The organism is Pseudomonas sp. AC532 (assembly GCF_979258965.1).
In genome coordinates this window covers 2,603,395-2,624,046 of record NZ_OZ409888.1, presented here as the reverse complement: position 1 = coordinate 2,624,046, position 20,652 = coordinate 2,603,395, and the positions used below count along the sequence as shown (strand labels likewise).

At 62.8% G+C, this 20,652-nt stretch carries 16 protein-coding genes; 9 read left to right on the top strand and 7 right to left on the bottom strand.

The genetic code is table 11. The annotated features are described in order from the left end of the window. Nucleotides 1–87 precede the first annotated feature (87 nt). The 3 genes from ACZ0AV_RS12405 to ACZ0AV_RS12395 are packed head-to-tail and all read left to right on the top strand — an operon-like array spanning nucleotide 88 to nucleotide 2,192. Nucleotides 88–531, top strand: a complete 444-nt coding sequence (locus ACZ0AV_RS12405; RefSeq protein WP_499151302.1) for a hypothetical protein — start codon at nucleotides 88–90, stop codon at nucleotides 529–531. A 29-nt stretch (nucleotides 532–560) separates the two neighbouring features. Continuing rightward, nucleotides 561–1,646 carry a PQQ-dependent sugar dehydrogenase gene (locus ACZ0AV_RS12400; protein WP_499151301.1) on the top strand — a complete coding sequence of 362 codons (1,086 nt, stop codon included), beginning with the start codon at nucleotides 561–563 and terminating at the stop codon, nucleotides 1,644–1,646. A gap of 39 nt (nucleotides 1,647–1,685) precedes the next feature. Beyond that, the gene (locus ACZ0AV_RS12395; protein ID WP_499151300.1) at nucleotides 1,686–2,192 is read left to right on the top strand and encodes a M48 metallopeptidase family protein; all 507 of its coding nucleotides are present in this window, start codon (nucleotides 1,686–1,688) and stop codon (nucleotides 2,190–2,192) included. Between the two features lie 2 nt (nucleotides 2,193–2,194). Here the strand turns inward: ACZ0AV_RS12395 and ACZ0AV_RS12390 are convergent, their stop codons facing one another. Together ACZ0AV_RS12390 and yccS are read right to left on the bottom strand one after the other, a co-directional pair. After that, on the bottom strand, nucleotides 2,195–2,677 hold the full coding sequence (locus ACZ0AV_RS12390; protein WP_499153354.1) for a transcription elongation factor GreAB: 483 nt from the start codon (nucleotides 2,675–2,677) through the stop codon (nucleotides 2,195–2,197). Between the two features lie 11 nt (nucleotides 2,678–2,688). Beyond that, a complete protein-coding gene (yccS, locus tag ACZ0AV_RS12385; RefSeq protein WP_499151299.1) occupies nucleotides 2,689–4,878 on the bottom strand; it encodes a YccS family putative transporter in 2,190 nt (729 codons plus the stop codon). 248 nt (nucleotides 4,879–5,126) lie between these two features. On the opposite strand from yccS, the gene ACZ0AV_RS12380 reads away from it, so the two are divergent. After that, nucleotides 5,127–5,804 carry a glutathione S-transferase N-terminal domain-containing protein gene (locus tag ACZ0AV_RS12380; protein ID WP_499151298.1) on the top strand — a complete coding sequence of 226 codons (678 nt, stop codon included), beginning with the start codon at nucleotides 5,127–5,129 and terminating at the stop codon, nucleotides 5,802–5,804. 61 nt (nucleotides 5,805–5,865) lie between these two features. Here the strand turns inward: ACZ0AV_RS12380 and ACZ0AV_RS12375 are convergent, their stop codons facing one another. Further along, entirely contained in the window at nucleotides 5,866–8,127 is a 2,262-nt protein-coding gene (locus ACZ0AV_RS12375) for a putative bifunctional diguanylate cyclase/phosphodiesterase (protein ID WP_499151297.1), read from the bottom strand. 165 nt (nucleotides 8,128–8,292) lie between these two features. Between ACZ0AV_RS12375 and desA the strand changes: the two genes are divergently transcribed. The 3 genes from desA (at nucleotide 8,293) to ACZ0AV_RS12360 (ending at nucleotide 12,418) form a co-directional block, all read left to right on the top strand. After that, a complete protein-coding gene (desA, locus tag ACZ0AV_RS12370; protein ID WP_499151296.1) occupies nucleotides 8,293–9,477 on the top strand; it encodes a delta-9 fatty acid desaturase DesA in 1,185 nt (394 codons plus the stop codon). A 156-nt stretch (nucleotides 9,478–9,633) separates the two neighbouring features. Next, nucleotides 9,634–10,599 carry a GGDEF domain-containing protein gene (locus ACZ0AV_RS12365; RefSeq protein WP_499151295.1) on the top strand — a complete coding sequence of 322 codons (966 nt, stop codon included), beginning with the start codon at nucleotides 9,634–9,636 and terminating at the stop codon, nucleotides 10,597–10,599. Between the two features lie 436 nt (nucleotides 10,600–11,035). Further along, nucleotides 11,036–12,418, top strand: coding sequence for an OprD family porin (locus ACZ0AV_RS12360; protein WP_499153353.1), 1,383 nt, complete (start codon nucleotides 11,036–11,038; stop codon nucleotides 12,416–12,418). A 91-nt stretch (nucleotides 12,419–12,509) separates the two neighbouring features. On the opposite strand, the gene aguA is transcribed toward ACZ0AV_RS12360, so the two are convergent. The 4 genes from aguA to ACZ0AV_RS12340 all read right to left on the bottom strand — a co-directional run bounded on the left by aguA (nucleotide 12,510) and on the right by ACZ0AV_RS12340 (nucleotide 16,990). Next, entirely contained in the window at nucleotides 12,510–13,616 is a 1,107-nt protein-coding gene (gene aguA, locus ACZ0AV_RS12355; protein WP_499151294.1) for an agmatine deiminase, read from the bottom strand. 40 nt (nucleotides 13,617–13,656) lie between these two features. Next, nucleotides 13,657–14,535, bottom strand: coding sequence for an N-carbamoylputrescine amidase (gene aguB, locus ACZ0AV_RS12350; protein ID WP_499151293.1), 879 nt, complete (start codon nucleotides 14,533–14,535; stop codon nucleotides 13,657–13,659). A gap of 222 nt (nucleotides 14,536–14,757) precedes the next feature. Continuing rightward, on the bottom strand, nucleotides 14,758–15,387 hold the full coding sequence (locus ACZ0AV_RS12345; RefSeq protein WP_499151292.1) for a TetR/AcrR family transcriptional regulator: 630 nt from the start codon (nucleotides 15,385–15,387) through the stop codon (nucleotides 14,758–14,760). Between the two features lie 223 nt (nucleotides 15,388–15,610). After that, entirely contained in the window at nucleotides 15,611–16,990 is a 1,380-nt protein-coding gene (locus ACZ0AV_RS12340) for a glutamine synthetase family protein (protein WP_499151291.1), read from the bottom strand. Between the two features lie 781 nt (nucleotides 16,991–17,771). Here ACZ0AV_RS12340 and ACZ0AV_RS12335 point away from each other — a divergent pair. Next, complete coding sequence (locus ACZ0AV_RS12335) at nucleotides 17,772–19,130, top strand: glutamine synthetase family protein (RefSeq protein WP_499151290.1); 1,359 nt, start codon at nucleotides 17,772–17,774, stop codon at nucleotides 19,128–19,130. Nucleotides 19,131–19,184: 54 nt separating this feature from the next. Continuing rightward, nucleotides 19,185–20,552 (top strand): aspartate aminotransferase family protein, encoded by a 1,368-nt coding sequence (locus ACZ0AV_RS12330; RefSeq protein WP_499151289.1) that lies wholly within the window; start codon nucleotides 19,185–19,187, stop codon nucleotides 20,550–20,552. Nucleotides 20,553–20,652 lie beyond the last annotated feature (100 nt).

The following is a 20,652-nucleotide window of genomic DNA, read 5'->3' as shown; positions in this document are numbered from 1 at the left end:
TGATGTAAAACTATGTAAAAAAGCTGCGCCATCCTCGTGCCTGCACTACGCCATACTGCCGCCACCTGTTTCAGGATGTTGGCACCCATGCCTCACAATCCCCGTCTCTGGATGCCGTTCTGCGTGGCCGTGCTGGTTGCCACGCTGCTCGGCAGTGTGGTCCAGACCCAGTTCAATCTCGCCGCTTTGCAACAGCTCGGCGCCACCATTCCCAATGGCGTGCGCGTGCAGGCCACCCTGCATGACTTGCTCAGCTTCAGCCCCACTTTCGCGGCCCTGGTCGTCGCCGCTTTCGTCGTTGCGCTGCCGTTGGCGATGTGGCTGTCTGGCGCGTTGGGTACGCTGCGCTGGCTGGTGTTCGCGCTGGCAGGCGCATTGTCCGTCTGGCTGGCATTGATGGTGGCCAACGCCCTGGCGCCCATGCCGACCCTGATCGGCGCCAACCGTGGCCTGGCCGGAACCCTGGCGCTGATGGCCTGCGGCAGCGTTGGCGGCCTGGCCTTCGCGCGTATCAGTGGCGGCCGTCGCTGATGATCCTCTCTCCAATCAAGGATGTGACCTTGAAGGCTGCCCTGCTGGTTTTGGGTCTTTGCGTCGGTGCCCTGTCTCACGCCGATTACCGTATCGAAACGGTCACCACCGGCCTGTCGCATCCCTGGTCGATGGCCTTCCTGCCCGACGGTCGTATGCTGGTCACCGAGCGCACCGGGCAATTGCGGCTGATCGATGCCCAGGGCAAATTGCAGAGCAAGCCGGTTGGCGGCCTGCCGACACCCTTCATCGCCACCCAGGCAGGGCTGATGGACGTGGTGCTGGACCCAGCCTTCAGCCGCGACCCGTGGATCTACCTGAGTTACGCCCATGGCAGCCTTGACGCCAACAACACCCGGCTGGCGCGAGCACGCCTGATCGATGGCGAGCTGCGTGACGTCGAGGTGCTGTTCACGGCCCAGCCCGCCAAGGCGGGGGCGTCCCACTACGGTGGGCGGATTGCCTTCCTGCCCGACCAGACGCTGGTGCTGACCCTCGGTGATGGCTTCGACTGGCGCGAGGAGGCCCAGAACCCTGGCAATCACCTCGGCAAGACGGTACGACTGAACCGCGATGGCAGCATCCCCGAGGACAACCCGCTACGCGGTCAGCCGGGCGCTGCCCCGGAGATCTACACCCTGGGCCATCGCAACGTGCAGGGCATCGTCTATGACCGCAGGCGCGAGCGGCTGTACAGCCACGAACATGGCCCCAAGGGCGGTGACGAGCTGAACCTGCTGCAGCCCGGCGGCAATTACGGGTGGCCGCTGGCGTCCTTTGGCGTCGACTACACCGGCGCGCTGGTTACGCCATTCACCGAGCTGCCGGGGTACCTGCCGCCGCAATTGCACTGGACTCCTTCCGTGGCGCCGTCCGGGCTGGCGCTGTATACCGGTGATCGCTTCCCGCACTGGAAAGGCGATCTGTTCGTTTCCACCCTGGCGGAAAAGAGCGTGCGTCGGGTGCGGGTCGACAATGGGCGGCTGGCCGGCGAGGACGTGCTGTTCCATGAGCTCGAAGAGCGCATTCGCGGCGTGTACGACGGGCCGGATGGCGCCCTTTACCTGCTCACCGACAGCGCCGAGGGCAAGTTGCTGCGCGTGGTGCCGCTGTAGGTTCAGGCATAATCACCTGTCACTGCCACGGCCACTGTCATGACGCCACTGAAATACCTCCAGGGTTACCCCACCGCGCTGCTGGATCAGGTGCGCCAGATGATTGCCGGCGAACGCCTGGGCGACTATCTGGCGCAGCGCTACGGCGGGCGCCATGCGATCCAGAGCGACAAGGCGCTTTACGCCTACGTGATGGCGCTCAAGCAGGAGCATCTCAGGAACGCGCCGGCCATCGACAAGGTGCTGTTCGACAATCGCCTCGACCTGACCCATCGCGCGCTCGGCCTGCATACCAGCATCTCGCGGGTGCAGGGTGGCAAGCTCAAGGCCAAGAAAGAGATTCGCGTCGCCTCGCTGTTTCGCGAGGCTGCGCCGCAGTTCCTGCAGATGATCGTTGTGCACGAGCTCGCGCACCTGAAGGAAAGCGACCACAACAAGGCGTTCTACAAGCTCTGCGAGTACATGTTGCCGGGCTACGGGCAGCTGGAGTTCGACCTGCGCCTGTACCTGACCTGGCGCGACCTGCAAGCTGCCACGCCAGGCTGAGCTCAGTACGCCTCGATGATCTCGTGGTGGTGCAGCCGACCAGCGATCCTCAGTTCGATTTCATCGCCCGGGCGGCGGCCCAGCAGCCGTTGGCCCAGAGGGGCATGGGGGCTGAGCACGAGGATCTCGCGCTGCTCGAGGGTCATTTTCAGGGCCGCGCCCTCGGGGCCGAGAAACAGCCATTGCGTCTGACCCACGTCATCGCCCAGCAACACCAGGGCGGCGAGGCGAACGCCCAGTGCGTCATCGTAAGGGCGCACCTGCAACTGTCGCCAGGCGCGCAGGCTCAGGCCGATCTCCTCCACGCGCCGGGCCTGCCCTGCGGCCAGATAAGCCGCCTCCAGCCCCAGGGTGTCGTATTTGTTCTCGGCGATGTTTTCCTCGTGGGTCGCCGTTTCGTGGGCGACCCGCGCGGCCTGCTCGGCTGCCAGCAGGTCGGCGCCGAGCTGGGCGATGACCTGCCGGACTATCTGCTGTTTGTCCACGGGCGTTGGGGTCATGCGGGGCGCGCCGCTGCGCTGCGGTTCTTCAGCAGATGCGCAGCCAGGGTGCGCAGCGGGCCGAGTTGCCGGGCGATCAGCGACAACTGGGTCTGCACCAGGCGCTGGGGATCTTCCAGCTCCTCCGGTATCTGCTCGAGGGCGGCCGCCAGGTGCTCCTCGCTGTCGCTCTGAATGGCGATCTGGGTCTGCTCGACCAGGCCGCGGGCGATCTCGTCGAGGCTCTTGGCGATGCGTTCCGCGCTGGCGAGCAAGCCGCTCTGGTCGTCCGCCAACAGGGCTTCACCACGGTGCGCACCAAGGCCGGAGAGGTAGCTGAGCAGGGTGTGGGACAGCACCAGGAAGCGGAAACCGACGTCCGCCTGCTTACGAAAGTGCCCGGGCTCCATGAGCATGTTGCCCAGGGTGGTGGACAACGCCGCATCGGCGTTGTGGGCATTGCGGCGCGCCAGCCGGTAGGCGAGGTCGTCGCGCTTGCCCTCGGCGTACTGGCGGATGATCTGCTGCAGATAGGTGCTGTTGCAGCTCAGGGTGTTGGCCACCACGCGGTTCAGGCGCCGACCCTGCCAATCCGGGAGGATCAGGAACACCGCGAGCCCGGCGATGAGGCTGCCGAGCAGGGTATCGAACAGGCGGGGCAGGATCAGCCCGTAGCCGTCGCCCACCTGGTTGAAGCAGAACAGCACCAGCAGGGTGATCGCTGCGGTTGCCACGGTATAGCGGCTGGAGCGGGTGGCGAAGAACACCACGCCGGCCGCCACGGCGAAGAATGCCTGGATCAGTGGCGCCGGGAACAGGTCGATCAGGGCCCAGCCGAGCAGCAGGCCGAGCACCGTGCCGATGATGCGCTGCACCAGTTTCATGCGCGTGGCGCCGTAATTCGGCTGGCAGACGAACAGGGTGGTGAGCAGGATCCAGTAGCCCTGGGTCGGGTGGATCCAGTGCAGCACGCCATAGCCGGCGGCCAGGGCGATGGACAGACGCAGGGCGTGGCGGAATAACAGCGAGGTTGGGGTGAGCTGCAGGCGGATGCGCTCCCAGACGTCACGCAGCGATTGCGGCTCGCGGTCGAGCAGTGAGCTGTCCTGCTCTTCCGCCAGGGCGTCCGGGTTGCTGGCGCTGCCCAGCAGGCGGTCGAGCGTTCCGAGGTTGCGAGCCAGCGCGCCGAGTGAACGCAGCAGGTGGCGCCAGGCCGGGTTGCTCTGGATGCGCAGGTGCTCCAGGGAGGCCTGCAGGTCGGTGAGCGCCTGGCCGTAGTGCTCGCCATATTCGAATGGCTGGCGCAGCTCGATGGCCTGGGCCAGTGCGTGGCAGGCCTTGCCATGCAGGCGCAACAGGCGCTGGCAGCGGAACATCACGTCGCTGTGGAAGAACGCCTCGGCCAGGTCGTTGTAGGGATAGTGCGAGGAGCTGGCGCGCTCGTGGATGTCCTGGGCAAGAAAATACAGTTTCAGATAGCGGCTGACTTTCGGCCCCGGGCGGCCGTTGCCGACCCGGTGCAGAATGATTTCCTTGGTGGCGTTGAGAGCGGCCACCACGCGCCCGTTCTGCTTGGCCAGGGCCAGGCGACGCGCTTCCACGTCCAGGTGGCGCAGCGGCTCGAACAGCGCGGCCTTGAGCTTGAGGTACAGGCCCAGCTCGCGAAACAGGCGCGCCAGGCTGTGTTGCACCGGTTGATGGGCAAACAGCGCGTGCCACAGTACCGACAGGGCGCCGTACCAGGCGGCGCCCGCCACCAACAGCAAGGGCTCCAGCCACAGCCCGGCGATACCGCCACGTTGCTCCACGCCAATCATGCTGTACACCGCCAGGATCAGCGTGGCTGAACCCAGGGTGGCAAAGCGCTCGCCCAGCGCACCGAGCATGGTCAGGGCAAAGGTCGACAGGGCCAGGGCGCTGACGAACAGCCACGGGTAGGGAAACAGCCATTCGACGGCGTAGGCGGCGGCAGTGAAACAGCCCAGGGTGACCAGCAATGCAGTGAGCCGGCCCTGCCAGCTGTCATCGGTTTCAGCCAGGGCGCTGGCGATCACCCCGAGAAACAGCGGGATCAGGCCGTGCATCCAGCCCTGGTACCAGCACAGCGCCAGGCTTCCACCGAGGGCGATGAACACCCGCAGGCTATAGCTGAACTTGTCCAGCGCCCAGAGACGACGCAGGGAATGGCGCAGGGAGGGGGATGACATCCGGATCGGCAACCTTCTCGGTAAATGGCGGAGCCGCAGCCATGGGCGCGCGGCGCTTCGATTGTGCCTCGCTTGTGACCAGCAGCGCGAGAGGGGGTTTGCGCCAGATGCGGAAAAAAGCGCTCTGCTGCTCCTGGCTCTGGCGAGCACACCGGCCTGAACTCTGCGCCCCCGGCTTCGCTCCAACCTTGTACTCATCGCCAACCGAAAGCCGCAAGCCGGCTGTGCCCGACCGACAGGAGCGCCCCATGATCGACCTCCATTACTGGACGACCCCCAACGGCCACAAGGTCAGCATCTTTCTCGAGGAGAGCGGGCTGGATTACAGCGTCCACCCGGTGAATATCGGCACTGGCCAGCAGTTCGAGCCGGCATTCCTGAAAATCGCGCCGAACAATCGGATCCCCGCCATCGTCGACCACAACCCCAGTGACGGCGGCGAGCCGATTTCCGTGTTCGAATCCGGCGCGATTCTCGAGTACCTGGCCGACAAGGTCGGGCGCTTCCTGCCCCTGCAGCCGCGCCTGCGGGTCGAGGTTCAGCAATGGCTGCACTGGCAGATGGGCGGGCTGGGGCCGATGGCCGGGCAGAACCACCACTTCGTGCGCTTCGCACCGGAGCAGATTCCCTACGCCATCGAGCGCTATGTGAATGAAACCGCGCGCCTTTATGGCGTGCTGGATCGGCGGCTGGAAGGTCGCGAATATGTGGCGGGTGACTATTCGATCGCGGATATCGCCATCTACCCCTGGGCCAAGGGCTGGGAGCTGCAGCGCCAGCGTCTGGAGGACTTCCCCAACATGGCCGCCTGGCTGGCCCGTATGGGCAACCGGCCGGCGGTGCAGCGCGCTTACCAGGTCGCCGAAGCAGTTGCCCAGCGCCCCGAAGAAGTGCTCGGTAGCGAGGCTCGCAAGGCATTGTTCTGATTCACGGGCCGTCCGACAGCGAGCCCGGCTATTGCCGTCGGGCTCGACCGGTACCGAGCGGCTAGTCCAGCTTCAGTGCATCGGCGGGCACTGGCCGGCCGATAAAGTAGCCCTGGGCATAGTCGCAGCCGAGCTCGCGCAGGTAGGTTTGCTGTTCGGCACGCTCCACCCCTTCGGCCAGCACGGTCATTTCCATGCTGTGCGCCAGGGCCATAACTGCTCGAGTGATTGCCCGGTCGTCCTTGTCCGCGGGCAGGCCGGCGACAAAACTCTGGTCCAGCTTGAGCTTCTGCACCGGCAGGCGCTTGAGTCGGGCGAGGGAGCTGTAGCCGGTACCGAAGTCATCGATGGCCAGGCGCACGCCCAGGGCACGTAAGCGTTCGAGCAGCGCCTGGGCCTGATCCGGGTCATCCATCACCGCGCTTTCGGTCACTTCCAGCTCCAGGCACTCAGCTGGCAAGCCGGTGTCGGCCAGCACCCGGGCGACTCGCTGGTCGAGTTCGCCGCGGCTGAACAACCGACTGGAAATGTTCACCGCCACGAATTGCAGCCGGCGGCCGGCCGCACGCCAGGCGACCATCTGCCGGCAGGCGTGTTCGAGCACCCAGGCGTCGATGCCATCGATCATGCCGCTGTCTTCGGCCACCGGAATGAATTCACCGGGCGGCACCAGGCCACGCTGCGGGTGCTGCCAGCGCACCAGCGCCTCGACGCCCACCACCTGACCATCGTCGAGGCGGCACAGCGGCTGGTAGTGCACGCGCAGCTCTTCGTGGTCGAGGGCGTGGCGCATGCCGGCGATCAGTTCCACCCTGTGCCGCGCCTGCTCGGTCTGTGCCTGATCGTAGAAGGCGAATCCTTCGCGGCCGCTGCTTTTGGCCTTGGACAGGGCCGAGTCGACGTTGCGCAATACCTGTTCGACGGTCCGCGCCTCCTGCGGATAGAGGCTGATGCCGATGCTGGCGGACACGAACAGCTCGTGGCCGTCGAGCTCGAACGGCTCCGCCAGGCTATCGAGCAACTGCTGGGCCAGTTGGCCGGCCTGTTCGGCCTGGCCGCAGTCTTCGCAGAGCAGGCCGAACTCGTCGCCGCCCAACCGCGCCAGGGTCATGCCCTTGCCCAACCGGCTGACGAACCGCTCGCCGGCGGCCTTGAGCAGCAGGTCGCCGATGTTGTGGCCGAGGCTTTCGTTGATGTGTTTGAAATGGTCCAGGTCGATGACCATCACCGCGCCGCGATACGCTTCATTCTGCGCGCGTCCCAAGGCATGCTCGACACGCTCGGTGAACAGCAGGCGGTTGGGCAGGTTGCTCAGTGGGTCGTGGTGGGCGAGGTGGTCAAGCTCATCCTGTGAATGCTTGAGGACGCTGATGTCGGAGAGCACCGCCACATAATGGCTGAGCAGGCCGTTGTCGTCGTGAATGGCGCGAATGCATTGCCACTGTGGATAGATTTCACCGTTCTTGCGGCGGTTCCATATCTCGCCGCTCCAGATGCCCTCGGTCTGCAGGGTCTGCCAAAGGTGCTGGTAAAAGGCCGCGTCGTGACGCCCCGACTTGAGCAACGCAGGGTGCTGGCCGAGGATTTCCGCTGCGCTGTAACCGGTAATCCGGCTGAACGCCGGGTTGATGTGCACGATGGTCTGCTGCGCATCGGTGACCAGGACGCCCTCCTGCGTAGCCTCGAATACCGCCGCGGCCTGACGCAGGCTGTCGGCATCGGCGCGATGCTGGGTGATGTCCTTGACCGTACCGATGAAGCGCGCCGGCCGTCCCTCGGGGTTTACCTGTACGCGGCCCCGCGAAAGTACCCAGCGGTAAGAGCCATCCTGATGGCGCAGGCGAAAGGTGTTTTCATAGGGCGTATGGCGGTCGGCCTGGAGAATTTCGGCCAGGGCGCGCTGATAGCGGGGCGCGTCGTCCGGGTGCAGCAGCTGCTCCCACTGCGTGCGGTCATTGCTCAGCGCGCCATCAGGCAGGCCCAGCAGGGCATGGTAGCCGCCCGAATAGAAGACCTTCTGGCGCTGCAGGTCCCAATCCCACAATCCGTCTTCGGTGGCCGACAGGGCAAGGCTGAGGCGCTCCTCACTGGCTGCCAGTGCGCTTCCGGTTCGCGCCTGCCGCCGAAGGTGCCAGCTTATGGTCAGGTACAGCAGCGCGCTGGTCAGGAGAACGAAGGCCAGCCCTTTCCAGATATGAATCTGTTCCGTCTGTCGGACGGACAGGCCCAGCGAAGCCAGCAGCGAATCGCTGCAGAAAACCCACAGGCTGGCGACCACCAGGTAGTTCAAAGTCAGGCGCAATGCGCCCTGGCGAGTGTTCATAACGGACGATCCGGTTCCGTGTGGCGATGCAAGGGCATCGTTGTGGTTACCGTTGTAACATCCTTAGCCAAAAGTCCACGTGGTTTTCCAACGAGTGTCGTTGATAATGGCTTGTCGGCCTCTCGGCCGCCGCTGCGTCTTTCTCTGCAAGAGGTACCCCTGCCCATGTGGTACAACGGCTTTCTCGACCTGCCGGTCTGGCAACTCATCGTCGTCACCCTGTTGATGACCCACGTGACCATCGTTGCCGTCACGGTCTATCTGCATCGTTACTCCGCTCACCGCTCGCTGGAGCTGCACCCTGCGCTCAAGCACTTTTTCCGTTTCTGGCTGTGGTTGACCACGGCCATGAACACCCGCGAATGGACCGCCATCCATCGCAAGCACCACGCCAAATGCGAAACCGCCGAGGACCCCCACAGCCCGGTCGTCAAGGGCCTGGGAACGGTGATGCGCAAGGGCGCCGAGCTGTATGCCGAAGAGGCGAAAAATCAGGACACCCTGCGCATCTATGGCAAGAACTGCCCCGATGACTGGATCGAGCGCAACCTTTACTCGCGCCTGCCACTGGGTGGCATCGCGCTGATGTTGGTCATCGACGTGGCGCTGTTCGGTGTGCTCGGCCTGACCGTATGGGCCGTGCAGATGATGTGGATTCCGTTCTGGGCCGCCGGTGTCATCAATGGCCTTGGTCACGCCGTCGGCTATCGCAACTTCGAATGCCGTGATGCGGCCACCAACCTGGTGCCATGGGGCATCATCGTTGGCGGTGAGGAGCTGCACAACAACCACCACACCTATCCCAACTCGGCCAAACTGTCGGTCAAGCCCTGGGAGTTCGACATGGGCTGGGCCTGGATACGTCTGTTCAGCTTCCTGCGCCTGGCCAAGGTGCAGCGGGTTGCGCCCATTGCGCACCGGGTGCCAGGCAAGGGCATTCTCGACATGGACACCGCCATGGCGATCCTCAACAACCGCTTCCAGATCATGGCCCAGTATCGCAAGCTGGTGATCGGCCCACTGGTCAAGCAGGAACTGGCCAAGGCCGACGAGTCGGTGCGCCATCAGTTCCGCCGCGCCAAGCGCTTGCTCGCCCGTGAGCCGAGCCTGCTGCAGGACAACCAGCAGGTGCATATCGACGCCATGCTGGCGCACAGCCAGGCGCTCAAGGTCATCTATGAGAAGCGCCTGGCATTGCAGCAGATCTGGGTCAAGACCAGCTCCAACGGCCACGACATGCTCGAAGCGATCAAGCACTGGGTGCAGGATGCCGAGGCCAGTGGCATTCAGTCCTTGCGCGACTTCGCCGAGCAGCTGAAAACCTACTCGCTGCGCCCCGCTACTGTGTGAGCTGGTACGCAAACGCGCAGGCTATTGTGAACCGCCCGGAGCGCCAAGGGTCATAGGATGACCCGGTTGCCACGCAAGGCCCGCCATTCGGCGGGCCTTTTCGATTGCGTATGGCAGCCCCCACTGCAATCTACTTGGCGTTCTCTGGATCGGTATATGGATGAACTCGGCACTATCGACCTGGAAGAGTTGACTCTGGCGTTGTTGCACAGCCGCGCGGAAGGCACCCGCCTGCGCGAGCGCGAACAGCTGTTCAGCACCCTGCTGGGCAGCGTCAATGCCGTGTTGTGGGCGTTCGACTGGGAAACCCAACAGATCACCTATGTCAGCCCAGCTTACGAACTGGTGTTCGGGCGCTCAGCGGGACTGCTGCTGGCCGACTACGGCGAGTGGCGCAACAGCATTTATCCCGACGACCTGGAATATGCTGCCGAGAGCATGGCCAAGGTGTTGGAGACCGGTGCTGTCGAAGCCCGTGAGTACCGAATCATCCGGGCTGACGGCGAGATCCGCTGGCTCAGTGACAAATGCTTCATCGGTCGCCACAGCGACAGCCGGGCGACGCCGATCATCTTCGGTATCGCCGAAGACATCACCGAGAAGAAGCAGTTGGAGGGCGAATTGCACCGCCTAGCCACTACCGACGTGCTGACCCAGAGCAGCAATCGTCGACACTTCTTCGAATGCGCCCAGAGCGAGTTCGAGTTGGCGCGCAATCAGGGGCAGCCGTTGGCATTCCTGCTCCTGGACCTGGACGACTTCAAGCACATAAATGACAGTTATGGTCACCAGGTCGGCGATCAGGTGCTGCAGCAACTGGCCAACTGCGCCAGTTCGGTGCTGCGCCGCGGTGATCTATTCGGCCGTATCGGTGGTGAGGAGTTCGCTGCACTGTTTCCCGGCTGTGAGCCGGAGCTCGCGGCGCAGATCGCACAGCGTCTGCAGCGCGAGATCCAGCGTCTGGCCTTCAATCACGAGGGCAAGGCATTCGGCATCACCGTCAGCCAGGGGCTCACCTCGCTGCGCAGCGGCGATCCCGGCCTCGACGTGCTCTATGCCCGGGCGGATGCCGCCATGTATCAGGCCAAGCGGCAGGGCAAAAACCAGATCGTGACCAGCTAAGTATGGCGGAAAGCCGCCTATATCTGCTTTTTGATCGGCGGCTCATTGCTCATTTTTGTTAAGTGAGCATCCGCCTATGCGCGCGCTTTTCTGAGCAACTTATTGAAAAATGGCATGTTATGCGACTTTAGTCGTCCATGGCACGTAACCTGCTGTGCTAAATTCGTTCAATAACGGCCGAGCACGGCCGACAATAACAATGCAGAGAATCGAACGATGCCATTTTTCCTGTCGCTTTCGTCCCTAGTTACGTCCGACTAATCTTCATTCCTGAGCACTTTCGTGCTGCCGTCCAGCTGCCTGTGGCGCCACTTCTGGCTGCCTGGTGCGCGACGGTGGCATCCCGAATTCGGCTGAAGCGAGCCCGCAGAGGCATCCACCATCAGACCGATGTGTTGCACCAATAAAAGAAAAACACACTGGAGAGATCACGATGATGAAAAAAGCTTCCCTGGCGCTGGCCGTAGCCGCTGGCACCATGGGTCTGACCCTGGCCAACGTCGCAAACGCTGCCTTTATCGAAGACACCAAGGCCAAGCTGGATCTGCGCAACTTCTACTTTGATCAAGACAACCGCGAAAGCCAGGGCGAAGTCGGTGTAGGTGCTGCGCGCGGCGGTCAAGTGCGTGAGTGGGGCCAGGCGTTCCAGTTGAACGTGCAGTCGGGCTTCACCGAAGGCACCGTCGGTGTTGGTGTTGACGCGATTGGCCTGCTGGGCGTACGTCTCGATGGCGGCGGCCGTGCTGGCAAAGCCGGGCAAGACCGTAACCCTAGCGCACTGTTCCCGCTGGAAAGCGACGGTAGCGCCCGCGACGAGTTCAGCAGTATGGGCCTGACCGGCAAGATCCGTGTCTCCAAGACCGTGGCGCATGTCGGCACCCTGCAGCCGAAGCTGCCGGTCGTGACCTTCAACGATGGCCGTCTGATCCCGCAGACCTTCGAAGGCGCGCAGATCACGTCCAACGAAATCGAAAACCTGACCCTGATCGCGGGTCAGCTCGAGCATGCCAAAGGCCGTGCTTCCAGCAACAGCGAGTCGCTCGCCATTGCTGGCGCTCGTGTGGGTTCCGACAGCAACAAATTCTATTACGGCGGTGCCGACTACAAGATCAACAAGGATCTGTTGGTTCAGTACTACTACGGCAACCTCGACGATTTCTACAAGCAGCACTTCCTCGGGCTGACCCACACCCTGGCACTGGGTGCCGGCTCGCTGAAATCCGACCTGCGTTACTTCGACACCGGCTCCGATGGCAAGAACAGCAGTGCTGCCGGTCGCGCCGATGGTTACCTCGGCAGTGGCTACTACGGTCGCAATGCCCTTGGTAACGGTATCACCACTGGCGAAGTAGATAACCGTACCTGGAGCGCATTCTTCACCTACAGCCTGGAAGGCCATGCACTGAGCGCTGGTTACCAGCAGGTTTCCGGTGACAGCCAGTTCATCCAGCTCAACCAGGGCACGGCAGTTCCTGGCCAGGGCGGCGCTACCACCTACCTGATCACCGACCGTCAGCTCAGCAACTTCGGTCGTGCCGGTGAGCGTACCTGGATCACCCAGTACGGCTACGATTTCGGCAAGGTTGGTGTTCCCGGTCTGACCGCCAACGTGCTGTACATGAAGGGCGACAATATCAAGTCGGCCAACGGCGACCTGAAAGAGTGGGAACGCGACCTGACCGTCAGCTACGTGCTGCAGGATGGCGCCATGAAAGGCCTGGGTTTCGCCTGGCGTAACGCTTCGCTGCGTTCCGAAGTGGCGAACGCCGACGCCGATCAGAACCGCCTGATCGTCAGCTACAGCATCCCGCTGATGTAAGCTGGACCGCCGAGCCGCTCTACGCGGCGGCTCGTCTCAATGCAAAAGCCCGGACTGGTTCCGGGCTTTTGCTTTTCTGCAGGGCGGGTTGTCAGCCAGCGGTTGTGGCTGGCTGTTGCTGGGTGATGCAGTGGATATTGCCGCCACCGAGGAGGATCTCACGGCCCGGCACCATCACTACCCGGTGCTCGGGGAGCAGCCGTTCAAGAATGGCTCTGGCTTCCTGATCCCTGGGGTCATCGAAACTCGGCGCGACAATGCCGCCGTTGACGATCAGAAAGTTCACGTAGGAGCCCGCCAGGCGTGCCTCCGGGCTGCGCTCCTGGCTGCCGAGTACGCGGTCGACGCCTGCGCATTCCTCTTCGCTCGCATACAGTGGGCCGGGAATCGGCATCTTGTGCACGGTGAGCTTACGGCCCTTGGCGTCGCGGCTGTTTTCCAGGACGCGCAAGGCAGCCTGGCATCGCGCATAGTTGGGATCTTGCGGGTCATCCGTCCAGGCCAGCAGCACTTCGCCGGGGCGGACGTAGCAGCAGAAGTTGTCGACGTGGCCATCGGTCTCGTCATTGAACAGGCCGTCCGGCAGCCAGATGACGGTGTCGATGGCCAGGTGCTCGGCCAGTACGGCCTCGATCTGCTCTCGGCTCAGGTGCGGGTTGCGGTTGTGGTTGAGCAGGCATTCTTCGGTGGTGATCAGCGTGCCCTCGCCATCGACGTGGATCGAGCCACCTTCGAGCACGAAACCTTCCGTGCGGTAACGGTCGCAGCTTTCCAGACCGAGAATCTTCCTGGCTACCTGGTCGTCGCGCAGCCAGGGGAAATACAGGCCGCCTGCGAAGCCGCCCCAGGCGTTGAAGCCCCAGTCCACGCCGCGCAGCTCACCGCTGGTGCTGGTGACGAAGGTCGGACCGGTGTCGCGTACCCAGGCATCGTCGGTAGTCATCTCCACCACACGGATGCGTTCATGCTGCAGGTGCGCAGAGGCATTCTCGTATTGCCCGGCCGATACGCACACCGTCACCGGCTCGAATTCGGCAATGGCGCGGGCTACGGCCGTAAAGGCGTGTTGGGCAGGTTTGCCGCCCAGGCGCCAGTTGTCCGGCCGCTCTGGCCATACCATCCACGTCTGGCTATGCGGCTCCCATTCGGCCGGCATGCGGAAGCCGTCGGCGCGAGGTGTCGAGGTAAGGGTGGTCATGGCGGTGCTCCATAGCGGAATCGGTAAGAAAAGACGGTGGTCAGGAAGCCTGTGTGCCATCCAGGGTTTTCAAGGGAGTGTAGAGGTCGGGTCGGCGGTCGCGGAAGGTGCCCCAGGCGCTGCGAACCTGCTCCAGTTTGTCGAGATCGAAGCTGTGCACCCGCAGGCCTTCCTCGGCCTCGCCCATCTCTTCGACCTTTTCACCAAACTGGTTGGCGATAAAGGACGAACCATAAAACGTGATGCTGTAGCCGTCCTGCTCTTCCGTGCCGATGCGATTGCTGGCAAGCAGTGGCATCAGGTTGGCGCCGGCATGGCCCTGCTGCACGCGCTGCCAATGATCGCGGGAAAGGATGCTGGCGTCGTGGGGCTCGCTGCCGATGGCGGTCGGGTAGAGCAGGACTTCCGCGCCGAGAAGTGCCATGGCGCGTGCGCTTTCTGGAAACCATTGGTCCCAGCAGATGCCCGCGCCGATCCTGGCGTAGCGGGTCTTCCAGACCTTGAAGCCGGTGTCGCCGGGATTGAAGTAGTACTTTTCGTGATACCCGGGGCCGTCCGGGATATGACTTTTTCGGTAGATACCCAGGTTGCTGCCATCGGCGTCGATAATCGCGATGCTGTTGAAGCGTGCCCGCCCTGCCAGTTCATAGAAGCTGATCGGCAGCACTACCTGCAGCTCCCGGGCGATCTTTTGAAAATGCGCGATCGCCGGATTGTCCTCGACCCGCGTGGCCAGTTGCAGGTGATCCGGGTCGGGCTTCTGGCAGAAATACGGGGTTTCGAACAGCTCCTGCAGCAGAATGATCTGCGCGCCTTTGGCTGCAGCCTCGCGTACCTGCCTTTCGGCGTTGGCGATGTTTGCGGCGCTGTCCCATGAGCAGGCCATCTGGGTGACGGCGAGGGTGACGGTACGGGACATGAGGGGCCTCCAGTGGGCACGGCTCGCCAGGGGGTAATCACGGCAGGCGGATTGTGCTAGTGCGGCCGCGTGTAAATTGCCTGGCGAAACTCATCTTTTAATCGATAAAAATCTGTATTAAAAGTATTTTTCATTAATTTAAACGAGTTTTATCACGATATTGCGAATAACTATCTGCATTTTGCGCGAGGGAGACGTTGTCCTCAATAGGCCATATTCCGCTCACGGCGACGGTGTGATGCGCTTTTGCAAGTAGGGCGGCAGATACAGGCCGAGGTAGGCGTCGAACACCCTCAGGCCTTCTTCGCCCAGACGCGGGGTGATGCAGCCATGCTGCTGGATCGAGCGGGCATACACGCGGTCTCCCAACTCCATGGCCAAGGCGAATACATCGATATCCTCCGGTAGCGTCGGCAGGTGGAAATGGCGGTCGAACAGGGTCTGCATCTGCTGACCGAGTTCGGCGTCATGCAGCTGATCTGCCTGACTCACGTCGCTCAGACCATGCTGGGCGAGGATCAGCTGCCGCGCTGCGGCGTCGTTGGCGTAGACGGCCAGCATGCGTTGCTCGACGATTCGCGAAAGGTCACGCCAGGTGCCCAGCGCGCAGTTGTCGAGCGGCGCCTCCAGGCAAGCGCGAAAAGCGCCATGCACATCGGCCGTGAGCGCCTGGAGCAGGGCGGGCACGCTGGGAAAGAAGTGGTAAACCGAGGAGGGGGCCATGGCCGCATGTTCGGCCACGGTATAGATCGACAGCGCGCCGACGCCGTCTTCGGCCAGCAGGGTGCGGGCCGCGGCAAGAATCTGCTCGATGCGCGCCTGGCTGCTGGCGCGGGGTTTGCGGGCGCTCACTCAGGCGCCTTCACGATAGCGCTGCCAGACCTGCTCGCACATGTGGCCTGTTTGCTGGGCTGGGCTTCCAGTCGGGGCAGTGGGCGGATCATTGCAATCTTCCTGGGCGGCGGGTGTACGAATTAGGCGTGGGCCATGTCCTGAGGTCAATGAGCTTCAGCTTTTCGCAGGCTCTGCAATGCGGGCCTTGAGGTGAACGCCGACTTTCGTCGGCGTTTTCACATTACACGGTATGCAGGTACCAGTTGTACTCAAGGTCGGAGATGGTGGTCTCGAACTCCTGCAGCTCGGCTTCCTTGCAGGCCACGAAGATGTCGATGTACTCCGGGCGGATGTACTTGTTCATCACTTCGCTGTCGTCGAGCTGGCGCAGGGCGTCACGCAGGTTGTTCGGCAGGCTCTGCTCAAGCTGTTCGTAGGAGTTGCCCTCGATGGGCTCGCCCGGGTCCAGTTGATTGGTCAGGCCGTGGTGAATGCCGGCGAGGATCGAGGCCATCATCAGGTAGGGGTTGGCATCGGCGCCGGCGACGCGGTGCTCGATGCGGATCGCATCGCTGCTGCCGGTCGGCACGCGTACCGCCACGGTGCGGTTGTCCAGGCCCCAGCTCGGTGCGTTGGGCACGTAGAACTGCGCGCCGAAGCGGCGGTACGAGTTGACGTTCGGGCACAGGAAGGCCATCGAAGCCGGCATGGTTTCCAGGATGCCGGCGATGGCATGGCGCAGCGGCGCGTGCTGCTCCGGGTCATCGGTGGCGAAGATGTTCTGGCCGGTCTTCTTATCGAGCAGCGAGATGTGCACGTGCAGGCCGTTGCCCGCCTGGCCCGGGTAGGGCTTGGCCATGAAGGTGGAGTCCATCTCGTGGTCGTAGGCGATGTTCTTGATCAGGCGCTTGAGCAGCAATGCGTGGTCGCAGGCCTTGATGGCATCCTTGGTGTGATGCAGGTTGACCTCGAACTGCGCCGGGGCGCTTTCCTTGACGATGGCGTCGGCCGGCAGGTCCTGCTCCTTGGCGGCTTCGAGCATGTCCTGCAGGCAGTCGACGTATTCGTCGAGGTCGTCGATCAGGTAGACCTGGGTCGAGTGAGGGCGCTTGCCGGAGATCGGCGAGCGGGGCGGCTGCGGGCGGCCATTCACGTTCTCCTGGTCGATCAGGTAGAACTCGAGTTCGAAGGCCGCGCAGATGGTCAGGCCGAGTTCGTCGAACTTCTGCACCACCTGGCGCAATACCTCGCGCGGGTCGGCAAAGAAGGGGCTGCCGTCCAGCTCGTGCATGGTCATTAGCAGTTGCGCGGTCGGACGCTTCTGCCAGGGTTCCTTGCACAGGGTATTGGGGATGGGGTAGCAGATACGGTCGGCGTCACCGATGTCCAGGCCCAGGCCCGTGCTTTCCACGGTGGCACCATTGATGTCCAGGGCGAACAGCGACGCGGGCAGGTTGATGCCCTTTTCATACACCTTGTGGAGGCTGGCGCGTTCGATGCGCTTGCCGCGCACCACACCATTCATATCTGCAATCAGAAGGTCGACGAACTGAACCTCAGGATGTTCCTTGAGGAACGCGTTCGCTTCATTGAGCTGAACGGCACGCGGGGGTACCGACATGATGCAACACCTATGTTGTTAAAAATATCAATCAATTACTGACACGCCGGGAGTCAATCCCAAACGCTATTGGCTGTCAAGACAGCCGAATGCTGCCCTAAAGATGGGCGCGATGGCCATTTTTAGGGCGTTTCAGGGCATTTCGATGGCAGCATTCAGAACCGCCGGGGTGACACGATGGGTTTGAAAATAAGCCGATCGAGCGATGTTGTATAAAAAAATGAACAAGGCTAAGCTCGGGAAAACCCACATTAATCGAACAATACGGGTGCTCCATGACCAGCATGCCGCTTTCTGGCGACAGTGCCTGTGCCGCGCAATTCGCGGCTTGCTCAGCGTCGACCAGCCTCCGGGGAGCAAGCGCGGGGCGCAACGCCAGCGGTCGCTGCCACCGTGCCAAGGCTGACGAAAAGCCTGCCCAGCCGCTCGAAAATCTGCACACCCCGTCAGCTTTTGCCCGTGCAACCTTCTATTTCTCGCTCGTTCTCCCACGCTGCCGCACCCGGCGTGTGCAGCGGGGCGCGCGCCTCGCACCGCCTGTAGCGAGCAGCGGCCCATGCTTTGCAGAGGCGCCAGGGTCTGTCGAGTGCAACAAAGGTCGGTTACAGTCTCGGGTATCTGCTGCTCAGTGCGCATGCCTGGGTGGCGAGGTGTACGCCGGGGACCGCCTGACAACCCGAATTATCCCGTGCGCTGGCGACTGTCGTGAGCCAGATTTGGTCAGCGTGTGGGGCATGTCGAGCCGGCCGAGGATGCCGGTTTCATAAACTCTGAGGTCTCTATGAGTACCAAATTGGACCAGCTCTCCAGCTGGCTGAAAGAGCGCAAGATTACTGAAGTCGAATGTCTGGTCAGCGACCTGACGGGCATTGCCCGGGGCAAGATCTCGCCGACCAATAAATTCCTCGACGAAAAAGGCATGCGTCTGCCGGAAAGCGTATTGCTGCAGACCGTTACCGGCGATTACGTCGAAGACGATGTCTACTACGACCTGCTCGATCCGGCGGACATCGACATGATTTGCCGGCCCGACGAGAACGCCGTGTTCATCGTGCCCTGGGCCATCGAGCCCACTGCCCAGGTGATCCACGACACCTATGACAAACAGGGCAATCCGATCGAACTGTCGCCACGCAACATCCTCAAGAAAGTGCTGCGGCTCTACGCCGACAAGGGCTGGCAGCCCATCGTGGCGCCGGAGATGGAGTTTTACCTGACCAAGCGCAACAGCGACCCGGACTTTCCGCTGGTTGCGCCGATGGGCCGCTCCGGGCGCCCGGAAACCGGCCGGCAGAGTTTCTCGATCGACGCGGCCAACGAATTCGACCCGCTGTTCGAAGACATGTACGACTGGTGCGAGCTGCAGGGCCTGGACCTGGATACCCTGATCCACGAAGAAGGCCCGGCGCAGATGGAAATCAACTTCCGTCACGGCGAGGCGCTGCACCTGGCCGACCAGATTCTGGTGTTCAAGCGCACCATGCGTGAGGCGGCGCTCAAGCACGACGTGGCGGCGACCTTCATGGCCAAGCCGATCACCGACGAGCCCGGCAGTGCCATGCACCTGCACCAGAGCATCATCGACAAGGCCACGGGCAGGAACATCTTCTCCAATGAAGACGGCTCCATGAGCCAGCTGTTCATGCACCACATCGGCGGCCTGCAAAAATACATCCCGGAACTGCTGCCGCTGTTCGCCCCCAACGTCAATTCTTTCCGCCGCTTCCTGCCGGATACCTCGGCGCCGGTGAACGTCGAATGGGGCGAGGAGAACCGCACCGTGGGCCTGCGCGTGCCGGATGCCACGCCGCAGAATCGGCGGGTCGAGAACCGTCTGGCCGGCGCCGACGCCAACCCGTATCTGGCCCTGGCCGCCAGCCTGCTATGCGGTTACATCGGCATGGTCGAAGGCATCGAACCGAGCGCGCCGGTGGTGGGGCGTGGCTACGAGCGCCGCAACCTGCGCCTGCCGCTGACCCTCGAGGCGGCGCTGGAGCGCATGGAGACCTGCCAGGTGGTCGAGCAGTACCTGGGCCACAAGTTCGTCAGCGGTTACGTGGCGGTCAAGCGCGCCGAGCACGAGAATTTCAAGCGGGTGATCAGTTCGTGGGAGCGCGAGTTCCTGCTGCTGTCGGTCTGATACGCGCGGGGCTGGCGCGCGATCCGCACGGCCCCGTCTATAAAAGAGGTGAACATGACGGTTAAAAATCCGAAGACCCGGCAATGGCAGGCCATGAGCCGCGACCATCATCTGGCGCCTTTCAGTGACTTCAAGCAACTGGCCGAGAAAGGCCCGCGCATCATCACCCGTGGTGAGGGTGTGCATTTGTGGGACAGCGAAGGCCACAAGATTCTCGATGGCATGGCCGGCCTGTGGTGCGTTGCCCTCGGCTACGGACGTGAGGAACTGGTCGAAGCGGCCAGCAAGCAGATGCGCGAATTGCCGTTCTACAACACGTTTTTCCAGACGGCCCACCCGCCGGTACTGGAGCTGGCGAAGGCGCTCTCCGAGATCACTCCGGCCGGCATGAACCACGTGGTGTTCACCGGCTCGGGGTCTGAGGGCAACGACACCATGCTGCGGATGGTGCGCCATTACTGGGCGCTCAAGGGCAAGCCCGGCAAGAAGGTCGTGATCGCTCGCGAGAACGGTTACCACGGCTCTACCGTGGCGGGTGCCAGCCTTGGCGGTATGAAAGGCATGCACGAGCAGGGCGACCTGCCGATTCCGGGCATCGTGCACATCGCGCAGCCGTACTGGTTCGGTGAAGGCGGCGACATGACCCCGGAAGCCTTTGGCATCTGGGCGGCCGATGAGCTGGAGAAGAAGATTCTCGAAGTGGGTGAAGAGCACGTCGCGGCGTTCATTGCCGAGCCGATCCAGGGCGCTGGTGGCGTGATCATCCCGCCGGACAGCTACTGGCCGAAGGTGCGCGAGATCCTTGCCAAATACGAGATACTCTTCGTCGCCGATGAGGTGATCTGCGGCTTTGGCCGTACCGGTGAGTGGTTCGGTAGCGATTACTACGGCAACACGCCGGACATGATGACCATCGCCAAGGGCCTGACCTCCGGTTACGTGCCGATGGGCGGCCTGGTGGTTCGCGACGAGATCGTCCAGGTGCTCAACGAAGGCGGTGATTTCAACCACGGCTTCACCTATTCCGGACATCCGGTGGCCGCCGCCGTGGCGCTGGAGAACATTCGAATTCTGCGCGAAGAAAAGATCATCGACAGGGTCAGAGAGGAAACGGCACCGTATTTGCAGAAACGACTGCGTGAACTGGCGGATCACCCCTTGGTGGGTGAGGTGCGCGGCGTCGGCATGCTGGGCGCCATCGAACTGGTGAAGGACAAGCAGACCCGCGAACGTTATCCGAGCGACAAAGCCGTGGGTATGATCTGCCGCGGCCACTGCTTCGAGAACGGATTGATCATGCGCGCCGTCGGCGACACCATGATCATGTCGCCACCGCTGGTGATCAGCAAGACGGAAATCGACGAGCTGGTGGACAAGGCCCGCACATGCCTGGATCTCACCGCCCGTGCTTTACTGGCCTGAGGCTTGAGTGAAAAGGCAGTTATCGCCAGACTGCGCCGGCCAAAAAACGGGATCATGCGGCGACGCGTGGCAACCCGAATAATCAACACTACACATGGAG